15 protein-coding genes are annotated in these 21,323 nt (G+C 74.3%); 6 read left to right on the forward strand and 9 right to left on the reverse strand.

What is annotated here, in order from left to right:
* The first annotated feature begins 12 nt into the window (after nucleotides 1–12).
* Together IEX99_RS06700 and IEX99_RS06705 are read left to right on the forward strand one after the other, a co-directional pair.
* Complete coding sequence (locus tag IEX99_RS06700) at nucleotides 13–1,233, forward strand: ABC transporter substrate-binding protein (protein ID WP_188899237.1); 1,221 nt, start codon at nucleotides 13–15, stop codon at nucleotides 1,231–1,233.
* A gap of 502 nt (nucleotides 1,234–1,735) precedes the next feature.
* On the forward strand, nucleotides 1,736–2,110 hold the full coding sequence (locus tag IEX99_RS06705; protein WP_188899238.1) for an SPW repeat domain-containing protein: 375 nt from the start codon (nucleotides 1,736–1,738) through the stop codon (nucleotides 2,108–2,110).
* A gap of 172 nt (nucleotides 2,111–2,282) precedes the next feature.
* Here IEX99_RS06705 and IEX99_RS06710 read toward each other — a convergent pair whose 3' ends face one another.
* Nucleotides 2,283–3,035 carry a dienelactone hydrolase family protein gene (locus tag IEX99_RS06710; RefSeq protein ID WP_188899239.1) on the reverse strand — a complete coding sequence of 251 codons (753 nt, stop codon included), beginning with the start codon at nucleotides 3,033–3,035 and terminating at the stop codon, nucleotides 2,283–2,285.
* A gap of 141 nt (nucleotides 3,036–3,176) precedes the next feature.
* On the opposite strand from IEX99_RS06710, the gene IEX99_RS06715 reads away from it, so the two are divergent.
* Nucleotides 3,177–4,145: a Bug family tripartite tricarboxylate transporter substrate binding protein gene (locus tag IEX99_RS06715; RefSeq protein ID WP_188899240.1), complete on the forward strand. Its 969-nt coding sequence runs from the start codon at nucleotides 3,177–3,179 to the stop codon at nucleotides 4,143–4,145.
* Between the two features lie 57 nt (nucleotides 4,146–4,202).
* Here IEX99_RS06715 and IEX99_RS06720 read toward each other — a convergent pair whose 3' ends face one another.
* Genes IEX99_RS06720 through IEX99_RS06730 form a run of 3 tightly spaced genes read right to left on the reverse strand, consistent with a single transcriptional unit; the run spans nucleotide 4,203 to nucleotide 9,258 of the window.
* Complete coding sequence (locus tag IEX99_RS06720) at nucleotides 4,203–5,324, reverse strand: ABC transporter permease (RefSeq protein WP_188899241.1); 1,122 nt, start codon at nucleotides 5,322–5,324, stop codon at nucleotides 4,203–4,205.
* Between the two features lie 5 nt (nucleotides 5,325–5,329).
* A complete protein-coding gene (gene rbbA / locus IEX99_RS06725; RefSeq protein ID WP_188899242.1) occupies nucleotides 5,330–8,107 on the reverse strand; it encodes a ribosome-associated ATPase/putative transporter RbbA in 2,778 nt (925 codons plus the stop codon).
* On the reverse strand, nucleotides 8,104–9,258 hold the full coding sequence (locus tag IEX99_RS06730) for an HlyD family secretion protein (RefSeq protein WP_188899243.1): 1,155 nt from the start codon (nucleotides 9,256–9,258) through the stop codon (nucleotides 8,104–8,106). The genes rbbA and IEX99_RS06730 overlap by 4 nt, the downstream gene beginning before the upstream one ends.
* Before the next feature lie 467 nt (nucleotides 9,259–9,725).
* Between IEX99_RS06730 and IEX99_RS06735 the strand changes: the two genes are divergently transcribed.
* Nucleotides 9,726–10,646: an endonuclease/exonuclease/phosphatase family protein gene (locus IEX99_RS06735; protein ID WP_229677849.1), complete on the forward strand. Its 921-nt coding sequence runs from the start codon at nucleotides 9,726–9,728 to the stop codon at nucleotides 10,644–10,646.
* A 226-nt stretch (nucleotides 10,647–10,872) separates the two neighbouring features.
* The gene (locus tag IEX99_RS06740) at nucleotides 10,873–12,327 is read left to right on the forward strand and encodes a phospholipase D family protein (RefSeq protein ID WP_188899244.1); all 1,455 of its coding nucleotides are present in this window, start codon (nucleotides 10,873–10,875) and stop codon (nucleotides 12,325–12,327) included.
* A gap of 50 nt (nucleotides 12,328–12,377) precedes the next feature.
* Here IEX99_RS06740 and IEX99_RS06745 read toward each other — a convergent pair whose 3' ends face one another.
* The 5 genes from IEX99_RS06745 to IEX99_RS06765 all read right to left on the reverse strand — a co-directional run bounded on the left by IEX99_RS06745 (nucleotide 12,378) and on the right by IEX99_RS06765 (nucleotide 18,363).
* The gene (locus IEX99_RS06745) at nucleotides 12,378–13,475 is read right to left on the reverse strand and encodes an ABC transporter ATP-binding protein (protein WP_188899245.1); all 1,098 of its coding nucleotides are present in this window, start codon (nucleotides 13,473–13,475) and stop codon (nucleotides 12,378–12,380) included.
* Entirely contained in the window at nucleotides 13,472–14,338 is an 867-nt protein-coding gene (locus IEX99_RS06750) for a carbohydrate ABC transporter permease (protein WP_188899246.1), read from the reverse strand. Before IEX99_RS06750 ends, IEX99_RS06745 begins: the two co-directional genes overlap by 4 nt.
* The gene (locus IEX99_RS06755; protein WP_188899247.1) at nucleotides 14,335–15,228 is read right to left on the reverse strand and encodes a carbohydrate ABC transporter permease; all 894 of its coding nucleotides are present in this window, start codon (nucleotides 15,226–15,228) and stop codon (nucleotides 14,335–14,337) included. The genes IEX99_RS06750 and IEX99_RS06755 overlap by 4 nt, the downstream gene beginning before the upstream one ends.
* 9 nt (nucleotides 15,229–15,237) lie before the next feature.
* The gene (locus IEX99_RS06760; RefSeq protein WP_188899248.1) at nucleotides 15,238–16,590 is read right to left on the reverse strand and encodes an ABC transporter substrate-binding protein; all 1,353 of its coding nucleotides are present in this window, start codon (nucleotides 16,588–16,590) and stop codon (nucleotides 15,238–15,240) included.
* A 213-nt stretch (nucleotides 16,591–16,803) separates the two neighbouring features.
* Nucleotides 16,804–18,363 (reverse strand): ATP-dependent metallopeptidase FtsH/Yme1/Tma family protein, encoded by a 1,560-nt coding sequence (locus IEX99_RS06765; protein ID WP_188899249.1) that lies wholly within the window; start codon nucleotides 18,361–18,363, stop codon nucleotides 16,804–16,806.
* Nucleotides 18,364–19,540: 1,177 nt separating this feature from the next.
* Between IEX99_RS06765 and IEX99_RS06770 the strand changes: the two genes are divergently transcribed.
* The gene (locus tag IEX99_RS06770) at nucleotides 19,541–21,319 is read left to right on the forward strand and encodes an autotransporter assembly complex protein TamA (protein WP_188899250.1); all 1,779 of its coding nucleotides are present in this window, start codon (nucleotides 19,541–19,543) and stop codon (nucleotides 21,317–21,319) included.
* The last annotated feature ends 4 nt before the right edge of the window (nucleotides 21,320–21,323 follow it).

Raw genomic sequence — 21,323 nt, forward strand, 5'->3', positions numbered from 1 at the left:
AGGATACGCCAGATGCCGAACCGACGCAGCCTCATCGCCGCCGCCGCGGGCGTCGCGGCGGCGCCGCTCTCGCCCTGGCGGCGGGCCGAGGCGCGGTCCACGACGCCGGGCGTCACCGCAACCGAGATCAGGATCGGCAACACCAACGCATACAGCGGCCCGGCCTCCGCCTACGCGGTGATCTCGCGCTGCCACGCGGCGTTCTTCCGCATGGTGAACGAGCAGGGCGGGATCGGCGGCCGGCAGATCGTCTTCCTCTCCTACGACGACGGCTACAGCCCCCCACGTGCGGTCGAGCAGGTGCGCCGCCTGGTCGAGCAGGACGGCGTCGCCTTTCTGTTCAACACCCTCGGCACGCCGTCGAACAGCGCGATCGTGCGCTACGTGAACCAGCGCCGCGTGCCGCACCTCTTCGTCGCCTCCGGCGCAGACAAATGGGGCGACTACCGCCAGACGCCGTGGACCATCGGCTGGCAGCCCAGCTATCGGACCGAGGCACAGGTCTACGCCAAGCACATGCTGGACCGGAACCCCGACGCCAGGCTTGCGCTGCTCTACCAGAACGACGACTTCGGCAAGGACTACATCGCCGGCGTGCGCGACGTCCTCGGCGACCGCTTCGACCGCGTGGTGCGCGCGGCCTCGCACGAGGTGACGGACGCCACGGTCGACTCGCAGGTCATCAGCCTCCAGGCGAGCGGCGCGGACGCGCTGCTGACCGCGACGACGCCGAAGTTCGCGGCCCAGGCCATCCGCAAGGTGCACGACATCGGCTGGCGCCCGCTGCACTTCCTGACCAGCGTCTCGGTCTCGGTCGCCTCGGTGATGCAGCCGGCCGGGCCGGAGAAGGGGATCGGCATCATCACCGCGGCCTACAACAAGGACCCGACCGACCCGGCGTGGGACAACGACCCCGGCATGAACGAATGGCGCGCCTTCATGCGGCGCCACATGCCGGGCGCCGACACGACCGACATCAACTACGTCTACGCCTACGGCGTCGCCCTGACGCTGATGCAGGTGCTGCGCCAGTGCGGCACGGATTTCTCGCGCCAGAACATCATGCGCCAGGCGACCGGCCTGCGCGACCTGGAGATCCCGACGCTGCTGCCGGGCATCCGGATCAACACGGCGCCGGACAACTACCATCCGATCCGCCAGATGCAGCTCCAGCGCTGGGACGGCACGACCTGGCGCCGCTTCGGCGAGGTGATCGAGGGCACGCGCGTCTGACCGCGCCGATCCGCCGGCGGATCGGCCTTCGTGCGGGAGCCGGAACCGTCGGCGGGCGAAATCGCCCGATTTTCAGCCGGTGCCCTCGCGTCGGCGGGCTCCCCGGGCCGTTATCGCCGCCGCGGAGCAGGGTGGGCGCCGCGCCGGCAGGGCGCGGCCGCAACGCAGCCGGGTTCGCCGCGCGGTCGGGGCCGCGGCGTGCCTGGTGCCCCGCATCGGTGGCGTTCGGATGAGAGCGGCCGGGAGCATGGCCAACGACGTCGGACCAGGAGCATCCAGGGCACCCGCGCCAACCGCCGGCACCCCCGCGGGGCGCGCATGGGCCGGACCGCGGCAGGCCGGTTCCGCCACCCGCGATGCCCCGGGGCGGCCCATCGTCCCGGCCGCCGCCGTGGGGCCGCCGGCCTGCGCGCCCGCGGCTCCGCCCGGGCCGGGCGCCCCTCGTTGAGCGGCCCTCCCCGCGCCGCCCAGGCAACCGCAGCGCATATCGAGGAGGCTTCCCATGCGCTTCGTGACAACCCGCACCCATGGCGTCATCGACTACGTGATCGGCGTGGTGCTCATCCTCGCGCCCTGGCTGCTCGGCTTCGCCAACGGCGGTGCGGCGCAGTGGGTGACCGTCGCGCTCGGCGCGATCCTGATCGTCTACAGCCTCTTTACCAACTACGAGCTGGGGCTGATGCGGTCCATCCCGATGCCGACCCACCTCGTGCTCGACGCGGTCGGCGGCATCGTGCTGGTCATCTCGCCCTGGCTGTTCGGCTTCGCCCACATCGTCTGGCTGCCCCACGTCCTGATCGGCCTGCTGGAGATCGTGATGAGCTTCGTGACGGAGCGCGTGCCGGGGGCGCGGGCGACCGCCGGCGGCCTGCCCTGATGCTCCCCGTGGCCGCCCGGCCCGGCGGGATTTCCGCCTGCGCCGGGCGGCTCGCCGCATCGGGCGCCCCGTGCGGGCGGCGGCCCCTCCCCGCCACGCGGGGCGTTGCCCGGCCGCCCGACGCGCCGCGCGCCGGCCCGACGCCGCCGCCTGAGCGGTCGGCCCGCGCGCCTCAGGCGCCGCGCTCGAGGCGGCGCCGGTAGAGGGCGATCAGCCGCTCCCAGTGCCGCTCCGCGGCCGGCTTGTCGTAGACGGCGCGCTCGGGGAAGGCGAAGCCGTGGTGGACGCCGGGATAGACCTCGATCTCGCCCCGCGCGCCGGAGCGCCCGAACAGGCCGCGCAGCGCCTCGACCATCGGCAGCGGGGCGAGCTCGTCGTGCTCGGCGCAGGCGATGTAGAGCTCGCCCCGGGTCCTGCCGAGCGAGAGATGCGGGCTCTCCTCGGCGTCGCTGACCAGCCAGGTGCCGTAGAACGAGGCCGCGGCCGCGATCCGGCCGGGATAGCGCGCCGCCGCGGCGAGGGCGTAGGGGCCGCTCATGCAGTAGCCGTGGCACCCCACCGGGCCGGGCCGCGCCCACTCCGGGCGCGCGTCGAGGAAGGCCAGCATCGCCCCCACGTCCTCCATCACCGGCGGAATCGTCATCCGGGTACGGATGGCGCGCATGCGCTCCCGCTCGGGATGGCCGTGCTCCAGCACGCCGGGCCCGAACTTCGTGTCGCGTCCGGCCCGGTAGTAGAGGTTCGGCAGGAGGACGCAGAAGCCGACGGTCGCGAGGCGGCGCGCCATGTCGCGCAGCTCCTCGCGGATGCCCGGCGCGTCCATCAGCATCAGCACCGGCGGGTGCGGGCCGCCGCGCTCCGGCCGGCAGACGAAGGTCTCCATCGCGCCGTCCCGGGTCGCGATGTCCGGCGTGTCCTCGATCATCGGCTCGCCCTCCCTGTGATGTCCGTCGGGTAGCAGGATGGCAGCGGATTGGATACGGGCGGCGCCCGCCCGACCGCCGGGCGGTTTGCCGCGGGCGGCTAGGGGCGCCACACTGGGCCCACCCAAGGGAGGACAGGATCGATGAACCGTCGTGGACTGCTGCGCTCCGGCCTCGCCCTCGCCGCCGCGCCCATCCCGGCCCGGGCGCAGGACTGGCCGAGCCGGCCGATCCGGCTGATCGTGCCCTTCCCGCCCGGCGGACCGAACGACATCATCGCCCGGCTCTACGGCCCGCAGCTCTCCGCGCTGCTCGGCCAGCCCGTCGTGGTCGAGAACCGCACCGGCGCGGGCGGCGTGGTCGGGACGGATGCGGCCGTGCGCGCGCAGCCGGACGGCCACACGCTGGCCGTCACCAACGGCGGCTCGCTCGTGATCAGCCCCTATGTCAGCAGCAACGTCCCCTACCGGGTGCCGGACGACTTCACCCTGATCAGCGTCGTCACCCGCGTGCCGGAGGCGCTGGTGGCGAATCCGAGGGTCGGCGTGCGGACGCTGCCCGAGCTGCTGGAGCTGGTGCGGCGCGAGCCCGGCAAGCTCAACATCGGCACGGCGGGCGCCGCCGGGCTGTCGCATCTCGCGGCCGAGCTGTTCAAGGTGCAGACCGGCGCCGACGTCGTGGTCGTGCCCTATCGCGGTGCCGCGCCCTCGGTGACCGACCTGATCGCCGGGCAGATCCAGCTCCTGTTCGCCGACCTGCCGGTGCTGATGCCGCACATCCGCGGCGGGACGCTCACCCCGCTCGCGATGGCGAGCGCGCGGCGCAGCCCCTCCCTGCCCGACCTGCCGACCACCGGCGAGTTCGGCTACCCGGAGCTGCTGGCCGAGAACTGGTACTGCCTGGTCGGCCCCGCCGGCCTGCCGCGGCCCGTCGTCGCCCGCCTCTCCGAGGCCGTGCGCAAGGCCGCCGAGACCCGCGAGGTGCGCGAGGGCCTCGCCTCCCAGGGCGCCGAGGCGACCTGGACCTCGCCGGAGGAGTTCGCCGCCTTCGTCCGCAGCGAGGCGCAGAAGTGGCGGACCATCGCGGAGCGCTCGGGGGTGCGCACCGACTGAACGGCGGACGGGCCCGCGCCGTCCGGGACCGCCGGCGACCGCCGGCCCCGGCCGGCCTCATCCCGCCGCGCCGATGGCCGAGCGGAACCGCGCCAGCGCGCAGGCGAACAGCGCCGAGCCGATCACCGCGAGCGCGACAAACTGCGGCCAGACCACCGACAGCCCCGCGCCGCGGTAGAGGATCGCCTGCGCCAGGATCACGAAGTGGGTCGTCGGCGCGGCGAGCATCGCGAACTGCACCGCCTCCGGCATGCTCTCGCGGGGCGTCGAGCCGCCGGAGAGCATCTGCAGCGGGATCATCACCAGGATCAGCAGCAGCCCGAACTGCGGCATCGAGCGCGCGACCGTGCCGAGGAAGATGCCCATCGAGGTGGTGGCGAACAGGTGGACGGTGGCGCCGGCGAGGAACAGCGCGACCGATCCCCCGATCGGCACCGCCAGCAGCCCCTGCACCACGAAGGTCAGCGAGAAGGCCGCGGCGAGCAGCACCACCAGTCCCATCGCCCACACCTTGCCGGTCATGATCTCAAGGGGCGTGACCGGCATCACCAGCAGGTGCTCGATGGTGCCGTGCTCGCGCTCTCGGATCAGCGCCGCGCCGGTGAGCACGATCGAGAGCATGGTGACGTTGTTGATCACCTGGACGATGGCGCCGAACCAGGACTTGTTCAGCTCGGGATTGAAGCGTGCCCGCAGTACGAGGTCCACGGGCGGCGTTTCGCGTGCGCGGTCACGCCGGACGAACGCCGCCACCTCGTCGGAGACGATGGCCTGGATGTGGCCGCTGCCGACGAACGCCTGGCTCATGCGGGTGGCGTCCACGTTGAGCTGGATCGCCGGGTTCCGCCCGGCCAGCACGTCCCGCTGGAACCCGGGGGGGATGTTCAGCGCGAAGGTGTCGAGCCCGGCGTCCATCCGCGCGTCCATCTCGGCCTGGCCGATCATCGCGGGCGGCAGGAAGTAGGGCGGGTAGAACGCGCCCGCGATGCGGGTCGAGAGCGGCGAGCGGTCCTCGTCCACGATCGCGATCGGCGCCCGGTTGAGCGTCTCCGGCAGGGCGGTGGAGGAGGCGTAGATCGCCAGGGTGAAGGCATAGGCGATCAGCGCGAGCATGATCGGGTCGCGGGCGAGGCTGCGCAGCTCCTTGACGCCGAGATGGAAGACGTTGGCGGCGCGCATCGCCCTCAGCGCTCCTGCTTCCGGAGCAGCGCTGCGGACAGTCCGATCAGCACCGGCGCGGCGAGCGCCAGCGGGACGAAGGCCGCCCGCAGGTCCTGGAACTCCAGCGCCTTGGAGAAGGTGCCGCGCGCGATGTTGAGGTAGTGCGTCGTCGGATAGACCTGCCCGATCAGGGCGCCCGCCCCCTCGAGCGACGACACGGGATCGAGCAGGCCGGAGAACTGGGTCGCCGGCAGCATGGTGATGATCGCGGTCCCGAAGATGGCGGCCACCTGGCTGCGCATGAAGGAGGAGATCAGGAGGCCGATCGCCGTCGTCGCGGCGACGTAGACGAGCGTCGCCGCAGCCAGCGTCGCGAAGCTTCCCGTGAAGGGCACGCCGAAGGCGGTGACCGCGAGCAGCGCGAGCACCAGGAAGTTCAGCATCGCCAGCAGGAGGTAGGGCATCTGCTTGCCGAGCAGGAACTCGAGGCGGGTGACCGGCGTGACGTGGAAGTTGACGATCGAGCCCAGCTCCTTCTCGCGCACCACGCTGAGCGCGGTCAGCATCGCCGGGACCAGCAGCAGCAGGATCGGGATCATCGCCGGCACCATGGCGACCAGGCTGCGGACGTCCGGGTTGTAGCGGAACCGCGTCTCGATCGTGAAAGGCGCCGGCGGGGCGGCCGCGCCGCGCGCGCGGGCCGCCCGCTCGGCCAGCCACCGCGCGTGCATGCCTTCCACGTAGCCGCGGACGGTCTCGGCGCGCATCGGCATCGCGCCGTCGATCCAGGCGCCGATCTGCGTCGGCCGGCCGCGCGCCACGTCGCGCCCGAAGCCCGGCGGGATCTCGATCGCCACGCTCAGCTCGCCCGCGCTCATCCGCCGGTCGAGCTCAGCGTGGTCGGCGAGCGGCGGCCGCTCGATGAAGTAGCGCGAGCCGGCGATGTTGAGCGCGTAGTCCCGGCTGGTCGTCGTCTGGTCGCGATCGAGCACGGCGACGGTGAGGTCCTCGACGTCCATGCTGATGCCGTAGCCCATGATGAACAGGAGGAGGATGCTGCCGACCAGCGCGAGCGTCGCGCGGATCGGATCGCGCCGCAGCTCCAGCACCTCGAGATTGGCGTAGCTCAGCATGCGCCGGAGGTCGAAGCCGCGGTGCCGCGCCGGGCCGCCCGCGCCCGCCGGCGCCGCGGCCGAGACGGGCGGGCCGGCCGCTGCCGTCGTGGGCTCCTCCCCGGCCTCGCGCGCCGCCTCCTTGAGATAGGCGATGAAGGCGTCCTCGAGCGTCGCGACGCCGCGCTCCGCGATCAGAGCGGCCGGCGCGCCGCTCACCAGGACGCGCCCGGCGTGCATCAGGGAGATGCGGTCGCAGCGCTCCGCCTCGTTCATGAGGTGGGTCGAGAGGAAGATCGTCACCCCCTCGCGGCGCGCGAGGTCCACGAGGATCCGCCAGAAGGCGTCGCGCGCCACGGGGTCCACGCCCGAGGTCGGCTCGTCGAGGATCAGCATCTCCGGCCGGTGGATCATCGCCACGGCGAGCGAGAGCCGCTGGCGCTGGCCGAGCGGCAGGGCGCTCGGCAGCGCGTCCATGATCCCTTCCAGGTCGAAACGCCGCGCCATCTCCTCGACGCGTCCGGGGATGGAGTCGGCGGGCAGGCGGAACAGCCGCGCGTGCAGCTCCAGGTTCTGCCGCACCGTCAGCTCGGCGTAGAGCGAGAAGCCCTGCGACATGTAGCCGACCCGGCGGCGGGTCTCGATGTCGTGCGGGTTCACCTCCTGGCCGAACAGCCAGGCCTGCCCCTCGCTGGCCGGCAGCAGGCCGGTCAGCATCTTCATCGTCGTCGTCTTGCCGGAGCCGTTGGAGCCGAGGAATCCGAAGATCTCGCCACGGGCGATGCGGAAGGTCACGTGGTCCACCGCGACGAAGTCGCCGAAGCGCTTGGTCAGCCCGCGCGCCTCGATGGCGACGGGCGCGCCGTCCTCCTCCGCCCGGCGCGGCGGGATCCTCACCGGCCGGTGGCCACGGCGCTTCTCCTCGGGCAGCAGGGCGACGAAGGCCTGCTCAAGCGAACCGGCGCCGGTGCGCGCGAGCAGCTCGCGTGGCGCCCCGGTGGCGAGCACGCGCCCGGCGTCCATCGCCGCCAGCCAGTCGAAGCGCGCCGCCTCCTCCATGTAGGCGGTCGCCACCAGCACGCTCATCCCCGGCCGCGCGGCGCGGATGCGGGCGATCAGCTCCCAGAACCGGCGGCGCGCCAGCGGGTCCACGCCGGTGGTCGGCTCGTCGAGGACCAGGAGGTCGGGATCGTGGATCAGCGCGCAGCAGAGGCCGAGCTTCTGCCTCATGCCGCCGGAGAGCTTGCCCGCTGCCCGGTCCGCGAAGGGCGCGAGCCCCGTGCTCTCCAGCAGCTCCGCGATTCGGCGCTCGCGCTCGGCGCGGTCGTGGCCGAACAGCCGGCCGAAGAAGTCAATGTTCTCGAACACCGAGAGCGTCGGATAGAGGTTCCGGCCGAGGCCCTGCGGCATGTAGGCGATGCGCGGGCCGACCGTCCGGCGGTCGCGCGCATCGGCCATGTCGGCACCGAACACCTCGACCCGACCGGACTGCACCGCGCGCGCCCCCGCGATCAGCGCAAGCAGGCTCGACTTGCCGACGCCGTCGGGTCCGATCAGCCCAGCCATGCAGCCGGCGGGAAGGTCGAGGCTCACCGCATCGAGGGCGCGGACCCGGCCGTAGCGCAGGCCGACCTCGCGCAGCCGCGCGACCGGCGGCGTCGCCGCGGCGTCCGGCGGGCCGCCGCTCATCGCGGGAGCCGCACCCGCAGATCGTCCGGCCATTCGAGGCGCGGATCGAGGCGCACATAGGCCACCCCCGGCAGGCCCGTCTTGACCTGGGCGATGTGCGCCCGGAGCAGCTCGGGCGGGATCCTCGCCCGGATGCGGAACATCAGCTTCACCCGCTCCCCCGCCGTCTCCACCGTGCGAGGCGTGAACTGGGCGACGTCGGCGACGAACGACACGTGCGCGGGGATGACGTACTGGGGGGCGGCGTCGAGCACCAGCCGCACCTCGGCCCCGAGCGCCAGGCGGCCCGCCTGCGGCGTCGGCAGGAAGAAGGTCATGTAGACGTCGGTGAGATCCACCAGGTTCAGCACCCGGCCGCCGGCCGGCAGCACCTCCCCCGGCTGCGCGATGCGGAACTGGACGCGCCCGTCGCGCGGCGAGCGCAGCGCGCTGTCGTCGATGTCGGCCCGGATGCGCTGGATGGTCGCGCGCACCGCCTCCGCCTCCGACTCGGCCCCGATCACCTGCGACCGCGCGAGGCCGATGGCGGCCTCCGCCGCCGCCTCCTGGGCCCGGGCGGCGCTCAGCGCAGCCCGGGCGCGCTGGAAGCCGGCGCGGTCGTCGTCGAGGGTCTGCAGCGGGGCCGCGCCGCGCGCCGCCAGCTCCTCGGTGCGCGCAAGGCGCCTCTGCGCGGCCTCCAGCTCGGCTTCGCGCTGCGCCACCAGGGCCTGCGCCGCCGACCGCTCCGCCTCGCGCTGCGCCACCTGGCTGCGGGCGATCTCGATGCCGATGAGGGCGCGCCGCAACTGGGCCTCGGCCTCGCGGAGCTGCGCCTCGAGCACGGCGGTGTCCATCCGGGCGAGGACCTGGTCCGCGTGGACGAACTCGCCCTCGTTCACCAGGATCTCCCTGACCCGGCCCGGCGCCTTGGTGGCGATGTCGATCTCCACCGCCTCGATGCGGCCGTTGCCGCTCGCGAAGCCCGGCGGCAGCCCCTCCGGCTGCAGCGACCGCCACGCCAGGTAGGCGCCGAGGGCGGCCGCGGCGACCAGCGCGGCGACGAGGAATCTCCGAACCCGGCCCGGGTCACGGCCTGCCGGCCGTCCGGCCGCGTCGTCCCCCGGCCGGTGGTGCGGCGCGGACTTCGCGGCAGGATCGGGAGGGGAAGCCATGCATCGGGTCTCCGCGCGGAGGGGGCGGCGAGGGGGTCGGGCCGGTCGCGCCGCAGCGCGAAGGCCGCCGTGGCCGGCTGCCGGTCAGGCGGCCGCGAACCGCCGGGGTGATGCCGCGGCGGCCCTTGGCGGCCCGCTCTTCGCCTCGCCACTCCGCGAGGCACCGCCGGTGGTCGCAGTCCGGTCGAAAGTCTATGCCCCCGGCCGGGCGGCGCATCTTGACCCAGGTCAAGCGCGCCACGCTCGAGATTCCGCGCGCGACACGAGATGGCGGCGACACGGAAGCCGCTGCCGACGCCGTGCAGGGGGCGGACCCGCAGGTCGCGCTTGACGCCCGGCGCCCGACGCCGTTCTTTCTTGGCCGGGGCGCGCCCCTTGGAACGCGCCACCCGAGGATCCACCTCCCCACCCGCCGCACCCGGCCGCCGGGGCGCCTCACGCACGGACCCCGGCTTCCGACGAGACGCATGATCCCGCAACGACCGTCCTCCCCGCCGCGCCAGCCGGGCGCGCCCGATCGCCACGACCTGCCGTCCGAACGCCTCCGTCGCCGCCCCGCCGGCGGCGCGGTGCGCGACCTTCTCGTCGAGTTCCGCCGTCGCGCCGCGCCGCAGCCGCCGGCGCGGCGGGGGCCGGCGCAGGGGCCCGGCCAGGGGCTGCGGGTCGCGTCCTACAACCTGCACAAGTGCGTCGGCACGGACGGGCGCTTCGACCCGGTGCGTTCCGCGGCCGTGATCGCGGAACTCGGCGCCGAGCTGGTCGCGGTGCAGGAGGCGGACCGCCGGTTCGGCCGCCGCATCGGCCTGCTCGACGCCGCGGCGCTGGAGCGCGAGACGGGCCTCGCCCCGCTGCCCGTCTCCGACCTTCCCGGCGGCCATGGCTGGCACGGCAACGCGCTGCTGGTCCGGCCCGGCACCCCGGCGCGGCTCCGCCGGTTGGCGCTGCCGGGGGCGGAGCCGCGCGGCGCCCTCGTCGCCGAGCTCGACCTCCCGGCCGGGCGGCTGCGCGTGGTCGCCGCGCATCTCGGGCTCCTCCGCCGCTGCCGCGCGCGCCAGGTGGCCGCCATCCTGCAGGTGCTCGCCGAGGGCGAGCCGATGCCCACGCTCCTGCTCGGCGACCTCAACGAGTGGCGGCCGGGGGCGCGCTCCTCGCTGCGCGCGCTGGAGCCGCTCTTCGGGCCCATCGGCCCCGGACCGGCGAGCTTCCCCTCGCGCCTGCCGATCCTCGCGCTCGACCGCATCCTGGGGTGGCCGCAGGGGCTGGTGAGCGAGGTTGCGGTGCACGACAGCCCGCTCGCCCGCGTCGCCTCCGACCACCTGCCCCTGATCGCCCGCGTCCGGTTGGATGCCGCGGCGGAGGCCGAACCGCCCCTTGCCGCGGCGGCCTGAGGAGGGAGGAGCGCCGGGCGCCCCTCCCCCGCCCTGCCGCGCCCGCCGCGGCGCCGCCGTCATGGCTGGCGAGAACCGTCGCGTCTGCCGGCCGTTCGGCCTGCGCCGGCGAGGGGCCGCCAGGGCCGACCGTCGGAGGAGCGGGATGGCCGACCAGCGGACCCAGGCCGCGGCAGCCGGCGGCATGAGCGACGCCAGCGCCCCTTCCGCCGCCGGGACGGCCGCCATGGCCGTTGACGACGCGGCGGGCGCGGTCCTCGGCAAGCTCGGCGGCGCGCCCGGCGGAGCGTCCCTCGTCCGGGACGGGCTCGACGCCTTCGCCGCCCGCGCGGCGACTGCGCGCGCCGCGACCCGCCGTCTCGACCTCCAGTACTACATCTGGCACGGCGACGTGACCGGACGCCTGCTCGCGCGCGAGGTGCTCCATGCCGCCGACCGCGGCGTGCGCGTGCGCCTGCTGCTCGACGACGTCTACGCGCTCGGGCGCGAGCGCATCCTCGCCGCGCTCGACGCCCATCCCGCGATCGAGGTGCGCCTGTTCAACGGCACGCGCTGGCGCGCCTTCGGCCGGCTCGGCTTCGCGCTGGAACTCGCCTTCGGCGGCTGGCACCTGAACCGGCGCATGCACAACAAGGCGTGGATCGCCGATGGGCGCGTGGCGATCGTCGGCGGGCGGAACCTCGGCGACGAGTACTTCGGCGCCGGGGCCGGCGAGTTCAATTTCCGCGACCTCGACATCGCCCTGGTCGGCGCCGCGGCGGAGGGTGCCGTCGCGGCGTTCGAGCGCTACTGGCGCAGCCCGCTCGCCCGCCCGGCCGCCCTGCTCAGCGCCTCCGCCCAGGCCGCGGACGGCCTGCCGCGCCTGCGGCGGGCGTTCGAGGACGCGGCCGCGGCGCCCGAGGCGCGGCGCTACCTCGCGCACCTCGGCGAGATCGGCGACGCCGTGGGGCAGGTTGCGGACGGCCTCGTCGCCGTCGGCCGCGACGCGGTGCGGGTGGTGGCGGACCCGCCGGAGAAGGCGCGGCGCGGGCTCGGGGCGCGGCGCCGAGCGCGCGCCGCCGGCGGCATCGCGCCCGAGATCGCCGACGCGCTGCGCGCGGCGCGGCGCGAGGCGCTGCTGATCTCGCCCTACTTCGTCCCCGGCGAGGCCGGCCTGGCCCTGCTGCAGGCGCTGACCGGCCGCGGCGTGCGCGTCTCCGTGGTGACGAACTCGCTCGCCGCGACCGACGTCGTCGCGGTGCACGGCGGCTATGCGCGCTACCGCCGCCGGCTGCTGCGCGCCGGCGTCGCCCTGTTCGAGCTGAAGCCGAGCGGCCAGGAGGACGAGGCGAGCGTCTTCGGCTCGCGCGGGGCGAGCCTGCACACCAAGGCCTTCGTGGTGGACGACGGGCCGGTCTTCGTCGGCTCCTTCAACCTCGACCCGCGCTCGGCCGCGCTCAACACGGAGATGGGCGCGTTCGTCAGCCACCCCGCGCTGGCGGCCGAGCTGCGCGCGGAGCACGACCGCCTCGCCGATCCCTCGCGGAGCTGGCGCGTCAGCCTCGAGGGCGGGCGGCTCACATGGACCGGGACGGGCGCCGGCGGGCGTCTCCAGGTGCTGCGCCACGAGCCCGGCGCCTCGCTGCGGCGGCGCCTGGTGGCGGGGCTGGTGCGCTGGCTGCCGATCGAGTCGCAGCTCTGAGCGGGCCTGCGGCAACCGCGCGGCCCCCCGGCGGCTCGGGCCCGGGAGCGTCAAGCCGGCGGGGCGCCGGTCTCCCGCCCCGCGTCCCGCGCGAGCGCCCGGCCGCTCGCCGGATCGAACAGGTGGATCTGCGCCGGGTCCAGCCGCACCGCCACCGCGTCGTCGAGCGCGGCGCGATGCGAGGCGCGCACCTGCGCGGTGACGCGGAGCTTCGGCGCGATCTCGACCTCGATCAGCCGCTCGCTGCCGATCAGCTCGACCATCCAGACCTTGCCGGGGATGGTGCCGGGCTCGCCCGGCGCGGCCATGGACACGTCCTGCGGGCGGATGCCGAGGATCAGCTCCGCCGGCGCGCCCGCCGGCGCCGCGACGGGCAGCGGATGGCCCTCCACCGTCACCCGCCCGCCCTCGTTGCGCGCCGGGACCAGGTTCATCGGCGGCGTGCCGATGAAGCCGGCGACGAAGAGGTTGGCGGGGCGCGCATAGACCTCCTCCGGCGTGCCGATCTGCAGCACCACGCCCTCGTTCATCACCACGACCAGGTCGGACATCGTCATCGCCTCGAGCTGGTCGTGGGTGACGTAGATCGTGGTGGTGCCGAGGTCGAGGTGGAAGCGCCGCAGCTCGCCGCGCATCGCCGCGCGCAGCTTGGCGTCGAGGTTGGAGAGCGGCTCGTCCATCAGGAAGATGTCCGGCTTGCGCACCATCGCGCGCCCGAGCGCGACGCGCTGGCGCTGGCCGCCGGAGAGCTGGCGCGGCTTGCGCGCGAGGAGGTGGAGGATCTCCAGCACCCTCGCCACGGCGCCGACGCGCTCGCGCCGCTCCGCCTTCGGCGTGCCGCGGACCTCGAGGCCGTAGCCGATGTTCCGCGCCACGTCCATCGTCGGGTAGAGGGCGTAGGACTGGAACACCATGGCGATGTTGCGCTCGCCCGGCGGCAGGCCGTCCACGCGGCGCTCGCCGAAGCGGATCTCGCCCTCGCTCGGCTGCTCCAGCCCTGCGATCAGCCGCAGCAGCGTCGTCTTGCCGCAGCCGGAGGGGCCGAGCAGGGTCACGAACTGCCGGCTCGGCACGGTGAGGTCGAGCGCCTTCAGCACCCGGTTGGCGCCGAAGCTCTTGGACAGGCGGCGGATGGCGACGTCCGTCACCCCTTCACCGCCCCCGCGCCGAAGCCCGCCACCAGGTGGCGCTGCATGAAGCCGAACAGGACCGCCATCGGTACGGTCATCAGCACGCTCGAGGCCATCATCAGCCCCCAGTCCACATGCGTGCCGTCGAAGAAGTGCATGACGCCGACGGTGAGCGGCAGCTTGTCCATCGAGTTCATGAACACCCGCCCGAACAGGTAGTCGTTCCAGGAGACGATGAGCGAGAAGATGCTCGCCGCGATGATGCCGGGCAGCGCCATCGGCAGCACGATCTGGCGGAACACCTGCAGCCGCGTCGCGCCGTCCACCAGCGCCGCCTCCTCGATCTCGATCGGCACGCCGCGGAAGAAGGCCCACATCAGCCAGAGGCAGAAGGGCAGCGTGATGCAGACATAGCCGAGGATGAGCGAGAGCAGCGTGTCCGGCAGGTCGAGCGCGACCATGGTGAGGAACATCGGGAAGACGAAGATCACGCTCGGGATCATGTAGCCGAGGATCGCCACGTAGGGCACGGCGCGCTGGCCGCGGAAGCGGAACCGCGTCAGCGAGTAGGCGGCGAGCGTCGCCACCGTGATCGAGATCGCCGTGGAGCCCACCGAGACGATCACCGAGTTGACGAACCAGTCCACGAAGAAGGCGGAGGGCGGCACGCCGGCGCCGGGCGCGCTCGCCACCGCCCCGCCGAAGAGCAGCTCGCGGTAGCTCTCGAGGGTGACGCGCTCCGGGATCAGCGTCGGCGGCCAGCGGAAGATCTCCTCCTTCGGCTTGAGGCTGGTCGAGATCGCCCAGAGCAGCGGGAAGCAGACCACGAAGGTCACCGCCCCGAGCACGGCGTAGACCAGCGCGGCGGCGAGGCGGCTCATGCCGCCCTGTCCTCCCGCCCGAAGCCGGTGAGGCGGATGTAGAGCAGGCTGCCCGCGAGCAGCAGCGCGAGCATGATCACCCCCGAGGCCGCCCCCACCCCCATGCGCAGGTTCGCCATCGCCTGGTCGAAGGCGTAGAGGGCGAGGTTGTAGGTGGAGGTGCCGGGACCGCCGCGCGTCAGCAGGTAGATCTCCTCGAACTTGTTGAAGGTCCAGATGGTGCGGAACACGACCACCACCGCCAGCACCTCGGCGAGCTGCGGCAGGGTGATGTCGCGGAAGCGGCGGAGGGCGCCGGCGCCGTCCACCCTGGCCGCGTCGTAGAGCTCGGTCGGGATGGTCTGCAGCCGCGCCAGCACGACGATCACGACGAAGGGCGTGTACTTCCACACGTTGAGCAGGATCGCGCTCGCCATCGCCATGTCAGGGGTGGAGAGCCAGGCCACGCGCTCGGAGATGATCCCGGCCGAGAGCAGCAGGTGGTTGACGATGCCGATCTCGGCGTTGAACAGCCAGCGCCAGTTCAGCGCGATCACCACGGTCGGCACGATGTAGGGGAACAGCAAGAGGCCGCGGAAGGCGTTGATCCCCCGCAGCGGCTGGTGCAGCAGCAGCGCCAGCCCGACGCCGATCGCCGCCTGCGCCACGGTGGAGACGCCGGTCCAGACCAGCGCCTGGCGGAAGCTCTCCCAGAACAGCGGGTCCTCGAGGACGAAGAGGTAGTTGTCGAGCCCGACGAAGGGCTGGTCGTCCGGCCGGAGCGGGTTGTAGCGGACGAAGGAGAGCCGGACCGCCTCGACGATCGGCCAGACCAGGAACAGCGCGACGGCGAGGAGGAGGGGGAGCATGAACAGCACCCCCACCTGCCGGTCGGAGAGGCGGAACCTCACGGGCGTCGGTCAGCCCAGCAGGCGGCGGTTCTCGCGCCGGATGTCCTCGAACTGCCGGTGGCCCCACTCGACCGCGGCGCGCGCGCTCTCGTTGTTGAGCAGCATGCGCTGCGCGACCTGCGACCAGACGTTGCGGCCGTGCGCGATGCCGGCGAGCGGGCTGATGCCCTTGCGCAGCTCGAAGCCGCTGTTGCAGGCGTGCGGCACGAAGCCGGTAAAGATCACGTCCACGCTGCGCTTCTTCGCCTGGTAGATGGGGTGCTGCTGCAGCGCCGGTGCCGCCGCCTGGTCCTTGAACACCGGGCCGACGTTCGGGAACAGGCTCGCCGAGTAGCGCGCCATCCACTCCGTGCTGTTCATCACATGCGCGAGCGCCTCCTTCGCCTCGCGCAGGAAGGGGTTGTCGCGCCGCGGCAGGACCCAGCCGTTGATGTCGGTCCAGGACCAGCGTGCGCCGGTGCGCGGATGGGCCGGGTTCAGGTAGTACTCCATCTTCTCGTAGATCGGCCTCGCCTCGTCCGCCGCGCGGCCCATGGTGCGGCCCCAGTAGAGGCTCATCGCGGTGCGGCCGGTGACGTGCTGGTCCACCACCTGCAGGAAGCTGAACTCCACCGCCGAGCGCGGCATGTAGGCGTAGAGCTCCTTGATGAACTCGTAGGCCTCGATGGTGGCGGGGCTGTTGAACACAGTCTCGAAATTGCGTGCCGGGTCCCAGGTGAGGCCGCCCGCCTGCCAGATGAACTGGCCGATGTGGTAGTCGCCGCAGAGGTTGCGCCCGAGCGCCATGGTGAAGCCGGCCATGCCCGGGCGCTTCTGCTGGATCGCGCGGGCGGCGTTCAGCAGGTCCTGCCAGGTCCAGTTGGCCGGGTCGGAGAGGCCGGCCTCCTCCAGCACGTCGGACTGCGCGATGAACAGGCAGCCCTGGTGGTGCAGCGGCACCGCGTACTGCGTGCCCTTCCAGGTGCCGAAATCGTCGATGCGGAAGCCGTCCACCAGCCGCTCGGCAGCGCGGATGGCGCGGTTCACGTCCTCGACCGGCTCGAGCAGCCCCTCGGCGGCGAGCTGGTAGGCGATCGGGCTCTCCACGCTGATCAGCGCCGGCGGGCGGCGGGCGGCGAGGTCGGTGGTGAGCTTCACATAGACCTGGTCCCAGGCGATCTGCTCCGCCTCGAAGCGCAGGCCCGGCGCGTAGCGCTGCGCCCACTCGTTCAGCCCGTTGGTGAAGACGCCGACATAGGGGCCCGGCTCGCCCCAGACGCGCGCGACGCGCTCGCGCGTCTGCGCTATGGCCGGCGCCGCGAGCGCACCGGCCGCTGCCAGCGCCGAGCCGAGCGCCGCGCGCCGGCTGATCTGCTCCGCCATGTGGATGTCCCTCCCGGGGCAGGCGCTGGATGGGTGGGCCCGCCCTTCGTCAGGCTTTTACCGAGCGGCGCATCCGGTGCGAAGGCCGGACCGGCTCGGCGCGCCGGCACGGCCGCGGGCGCGGATTGCCGCCAGGCGCGGCGGTCCGCCCGCCCCCTTGCGCCCGGCCGGGATGCGGCAAGGCCGTCCGTCCCTGCGGGGCGGGCGGACGGATCAGGGCCCGGCGGCGACCTCCGCCACCGCCGCCGCCTCGGCGGCGCGCACCACGGCCTCCGCCTCCGCCCCGTCCAGCGTCTCCTGCCGCATCAGCGCCTCGGCCAGGGCGAGCAGCGCCGGCCGGTGCGCCTCCAGCACCCGGCGCGCCTGCTCGTGCGCCCCCCGGGCGAGCCGCTCGACCGCCGCCTCGAGCCGGGCGCGGCCCTCCGGCGAGACCGTGGCGGCGAGGCGCGGGTCCTGCGGCCAGGCGAGGAAGGCCGCGGGCCCGTCTCCGTCCGCCCCCATGCCGAGCTCGTAGACCATCCGCCGCGCCGCCTCGGCGACGTGGCGCAGATCGCCGGCCGCGCCCGTGGTCACCGCCTCCGGGCCGAAGACCAGCTCCTCGGCCGCGCGACCGCCCGCCGCCACGGCGAGCTCGGCGAGGAGCTGGCGGCGGGTGCGCAGGAAGCGCTCCTCGGCCGGCCGCTGCACCGCCATGCCGAGCGCCGCGCCGCGCGCCAGCACCGTCACCTTGTGCAGCGGCTCCGCGCCCGGCGTGCGCAGCGCGACCAGGGCGTGGCCGGCCTCGTGCACGGCGACGACGCGGCGCTCCTCCTCGACCAGCGCCAGGCCGCGCCGCTCCGGGCCGAGCAGCGCCCGGTCCACGGCGCGGTCGAGGTCGGCGGGCTCGATCCGCGCGCGCCCCTCCCGCGCCGCCAGCACGGCGGCGTCGTTGACGAGGTGCGCGAGGTCCGCCCCGGACATGCCCTGGGTGCGCGCCGCGAGCTCCGCCAGGTCCACCTCCGGCGCGAGGGACTTGCCGCGGGCGTGGAGGGCGAGGATCGCCTCCCGCTCCAGCAGGGTCGGCCGGCCGACCAGGACGCGGCGGTCGCAGCGGCCCGGCCGCAGCAGGGCGGGGTCGAGGTTCTCGACGAGGTTGGTCGCGGCGATCACCACCACGCCCTCCCGCCCGTCCAGGCCGTCGAGGCAGGTGAGGAGCTGGGCGACGGTCTGCGCGTGCTCCCGGTCCCCGCCCGTGCCGCCGGCCACCCGGGTCTGCGCGAGGGCGTCTATCTCGTCGAGGAAGAGGATGCAGGGGGCGGCCTTGCGCGCCTCGGCGAACAGGCGCCGCACGCGGAGCGCGCCGAGCCCGACGAACATCTCGGCGAACTCGGCGCCCGAGGCGTGCAGGAACGGCACGCCGGCCTCGCCGGCGAGCGCCGCGGCGAGGCGCGTCTTGCCGTTGCCCGGCGGCCCGTGGAGCAGCACGCCGCGGCAGGGCGCGGCGCCGACGGCCGCGAAGCGCGCCGGATCGCGCAGATAGGCGACGATGTCGCCGAGCTCCTGCTTCGCCTCCTCCTGCCCCGCGACGTCGGCGAAGGTGGTGCGGCGGGCCCCGTCGCCGCTCGCGCCGTCGAAGCGCCGGCCGGTGCGGGTCAGGTCGCGCAACTTCAGCGCCCAGGTGGCGGCGAGTGCGAGGATGGCGGCGAGGCCGAGCAGCGATGCGACGGCAGGCAGGCGGTCGGGTGCCTCGGGCGCGAAGCGGAGCTCGGCGCCCGAGGCGGCCAGCGCCTCCACCGGGTGCCAGGCCAGGGGCGCGCTGACGTGACGAGGCGTGCGGCCATGGTCGCCCCCTGAGCGTGACCTCCGCCCCTTCGGGGCGCACCAGGACCGTGGCGACGCGGCCGGCCGCGATGGCCTCGCGGTACTCGCCGAAGCTCATCGGCAGCGGCCTCGGAGCGACGAGGAAGGTCATCAGGGCGAAGAGGGCCACCCCCGCGCGGCGGCAGCGGCCGCCACGCCGGCTGCGGCGAGGAGCCGGACGGACGGGCCTGGCGCTAGAAGCGCATCAGCCGCCGTGGGGCCGGCGGCCTGCGGTCCAGGCGGCGGAACTTCGCGATGTGCCAGGATGGCGTCGGCATGGGCGGCTGGGTCCCGGGGCAGGAGGGGAAGCGGCTGGGGCTGCGCGGCTGTTCGTCAGGCGATCACAAAATATTTTAAATAAATGTTTAAAATATATTCATTCCTGTAACCCGGTGGGATCACCCCGCCCAGGCCTCGCGCAACGCCGCAAGGCGCCCTCGGGCCGCGTGCGTCCAGACCGGCCCGGGCATCGCAGCCCCATCACCACCCCGCCACCTCCGTCCGGTGCCCATCGCGCCGCGATGCGACCAACCCTTGCGCCGACGGCGCGATCGGGGCAGTGGACCATCCGGCCGTAGGCCGGCCGCAACCCGGGCGGTCCTCGCGGACGACGGCCCCGGATGGCCGGACCGGGCCGGCAAGGGTGCGGGACCGGTCGCGCGCCACCTGCCCGAACCACGGGCCGGGACCGATCTTGGTCCGGGTCCGGAACCGGGCCCGAAGGGTCGCGTAGGTAGCCTGTCCCGAGTTGGAAGCCACGGTCCCGGGGGCGATTGGGCATCATGGAGCCGGACGCGAAGACGCCGACCGAGCCGCTGCCGGGCGATGGACCGGAGCCTCGCGCCACGCCGCCGGACCGTCTCCCTCCCGCTGCCGGCGGACCGCCGGAGGCCGGCAGGAACCACGGCCCGGCCGGCGCCCGGTGACGCCCAGATCCCGTCCGGCGCCCGGCGTCCTCACGTCCTGCGGGACCCGCCGCGCGCCTTTCCTCCTGTCGGGCGCCGCGCTGGCGGGCACCGGTGCCGCCCTGCTCTGCTCGCCCTTCGCCGTCTCCGCCCAGCCGTCGGCTCCCCCGCCGGCGCTCGGGGCGGCGCCGACCGCCGAGGAACGGGTGCTGCCCTATTCCCTGGAGATCGTCCCCACGGGAGACGAGGCCCTGGACGAGGCGATCGCGGGCGTCTCGCAGCTCGGGCGGCTGCGCGAGCTGGCGCCGACCGATGCCTTCGGGCTCGTCGGCCGCGCCCTGGGCGATCTCGAGCGGCTCGATGCCGCCTTGCGGTCCGAGGGCTACTATGCGGGCCGGGCGCGGATCGAGATCGCGGGGCTGCCGCTCCCCGTCACCCCCGACCTCGCGGAACGCCTCGCGCGGGTCGAGGCCCCGGTCCCCGTCCGCATCCTGGTCGAGCCGGGTCCGCGCTACCGGATCACCTCGGTCGCGGTCCGACCCGCCACGCCGGCCGATGCCGCCGCCGTCGCCGCGGTCGTCGCCGAGCCCTTCGGCCTTGCACCGGGCGATCCCGCGACCGCCGCCGCGGTCCTCGACGCCGGGGAGACGCTGCTCGACAGGCTGCGCCGCGCCGGCCACCCCCTCCCCGCCGACGTGGAGCGGACCGTGGTCGTGGACCATCGGGACCGCGGCATGGAGGTGGAATTCGTCCTCGCCCCCGGACCGCGCTCCCGCTTCGCCCCGCCGCGCGTGGTCGGCCAGGTGCGGACCGATGCCGTCTTCCTGCAGCGCCTCGCCGGACGCATCGCCGGGCAACCCTACAGCCCGGAACGGATCGAGCGCGTGCGGCGCGACCTGCGCACCCTCGGCGTGTTCGCCGCGGTGCGGGCGCGCCCCGCCGAACGCCTGGACGCCGCGGGCACGCTCCCGGTCACCTTCGAGGTCGAGGAGCGGCCGCCGCGCGCGGTCGGCTTCTCCCTCGCCTACGAGACCGATTTCGGCCCGACCGGCCGAATCTACTGGGAGCACCGCAACCTCCTCGGCGGCGCCGAGCGGCTGCGGCTGGAGGCCGATGTCTATCGCCTCGAAACCGGGCGGGGCGGCGCCGACGACTTCGGGTTCCGCATCGGGGGCAGTCTGCGCAGCCCCTTTCTCTACGGCCGGGACCTGACCCTCACCGCCGACGGCTTCGCCCTGCGCGACCGCCTGCGCGCCTATGACCGCGACGTGGCGATCGCCTCGCTGCTGCTGGAGCGCCAGCTCACCGACCGGCTCGCGGTCCTGGGCGGGCCGCTCGCGGAGTTCGGCCGCGTCGGTCGCGAGGACGACATGCGGCCGGTGCAGCTCCTCGGCGCGACCCTCGGCGTGCGCTGGGACGGTACCGACAGCCTGCTCGACCCGCGGCGCGGGTGGCGCGTCGCCTTCACCGCCACGCCCGCCTACGAGATGCACGAGACGATCGTCTTCGCGCGGCTGCGCCTGACGGCGAGCGCCTACTGGGACGTGACGGGCGACGGCGGCAGCGTGGTCGCGCTGCGCGGCGCGCTCGGCTCGGTCGCGGGCGCGGAGCGCGACCGGCTGCCGCTCGACCAGCGCTTCTACGCCGGCGGCGGCGGCTCGGTCCGAGGCTATACCTACCAGGCGATCGGCCCGCGCGACGCGACGGGCCGGCCCGTCGGCGGGGCAAGCCTGGTCGAGGGCAGCATCGAGCTCCGCCAGCGCCTCTGGGGCGAACTCGGCGGCGTGCTGTTCCTCGATGCCGGCACGGTGGGCCGCGATCCGCTGCTGCCCGACCTCGGCGATCTCCGTTTCGGGGCCGGCGTCGGGCTGCGCTACCGGACCGTGATCGGGCCGATCCGCGCCGATGTCGCGGTGCCGCTCAATCGCGGAGCGGGGGAATCGCGCGGCTACGGCTTCTATCTCGGCATCGGGCAGGCCTTCTGATGCG

The organism is Caldovatus sediminis, assembly GCF_014644455.1.
Classification (GTDB): Bacteria; Pseudomonadota; Alphaproteobacteria; order Acetobacterales; family Acetobacteraceae; genus Caldovatus; species Caldovatus sediminis.

Excerpts from the sequence above, each read along its gene's own strand:
- IEX99_RS06740 (WP_188899244.1), top strand. The coding sequence starts at position 10,873 with ATGGCCGTTGACGACGCGGCGGGCGCGGTCCTCGGCAAGCTCGGCGGC.
- IEX99_RS06760 (WP_188899248.1), bottom strand. The coding sequence starts at position 16,590 with ATGGCGGAGCAGATCAGCCGGCGCGCGGCGCTCGGCTCGGCGCTGGCA.
- IEX99_RS06705 (WP_188899238.1), top strand. The coding sequence starts at position 1,736 with ATGCGCTTCGTGACAACCCGCACCCATGGCGTCATCGACTACGTGATC.
- IEX99_RS06720 (WP_188899241.1), bottom strand. The coding sequence starts at position 5,324 with ATGCGCGCCGCCAACGTCTTCCATCTCGGCGTCAAGGAGCTGCGCAGC.
- IEX99_RS06730 (WP_188899243.1), bottom strand. The coding sequence starts at position 9,258 with ATGGCTTCCCCTCCCGATCCTGCCGCGAAGTCCGCGCCGCACCACCGG.
- IEX99_RS06750 (WP_188899246.1), bottom strand. The coding sequence starts at position 14,338 with ATGAGCCGCCTCGCCGCCGCGCTGGTCTACGCCGTGCTCGGGGCGGTG.
- IEX99_RS06715 (WP_188899240.1), top strand. The coding sequence starts at position 3,177 with ATGAACCGTCGTGGACTGCTGCGCTCCGGCCTCGCCCTCGCCGCCGCG.
- rbbA (WP_188899242.1), bottom strand. The coding sequence starts at position 8,107 with ATGAGCGGCGGCCCGCCGGACGCCGCGGCGACGCCGCCGGTCGCGCGG.
- IEX99_RS06735 (WP_229677849.1), top strand. The coding sequence starts at position 9,726 with ATGATCCCGCAACGACCGTCCTCCCCGCCGCGCCAGCCGGGCGCGCCC.
- IEX99_RS06710 (WP_188899239.1), bottom strand. The coding sequence starts at position 3,035 with ATGATCGAGGACACGCCGGACATCGCGACCCGGGACGGCGCGATGGAG.
- IEX99_RS06700 (WP_188899237.1), top strand. The coding sequence starts at position 13 with ATGCCGAACCGACGCAGCCTCATCGCCGCCGCCGCGGGCGTCGCGGCG.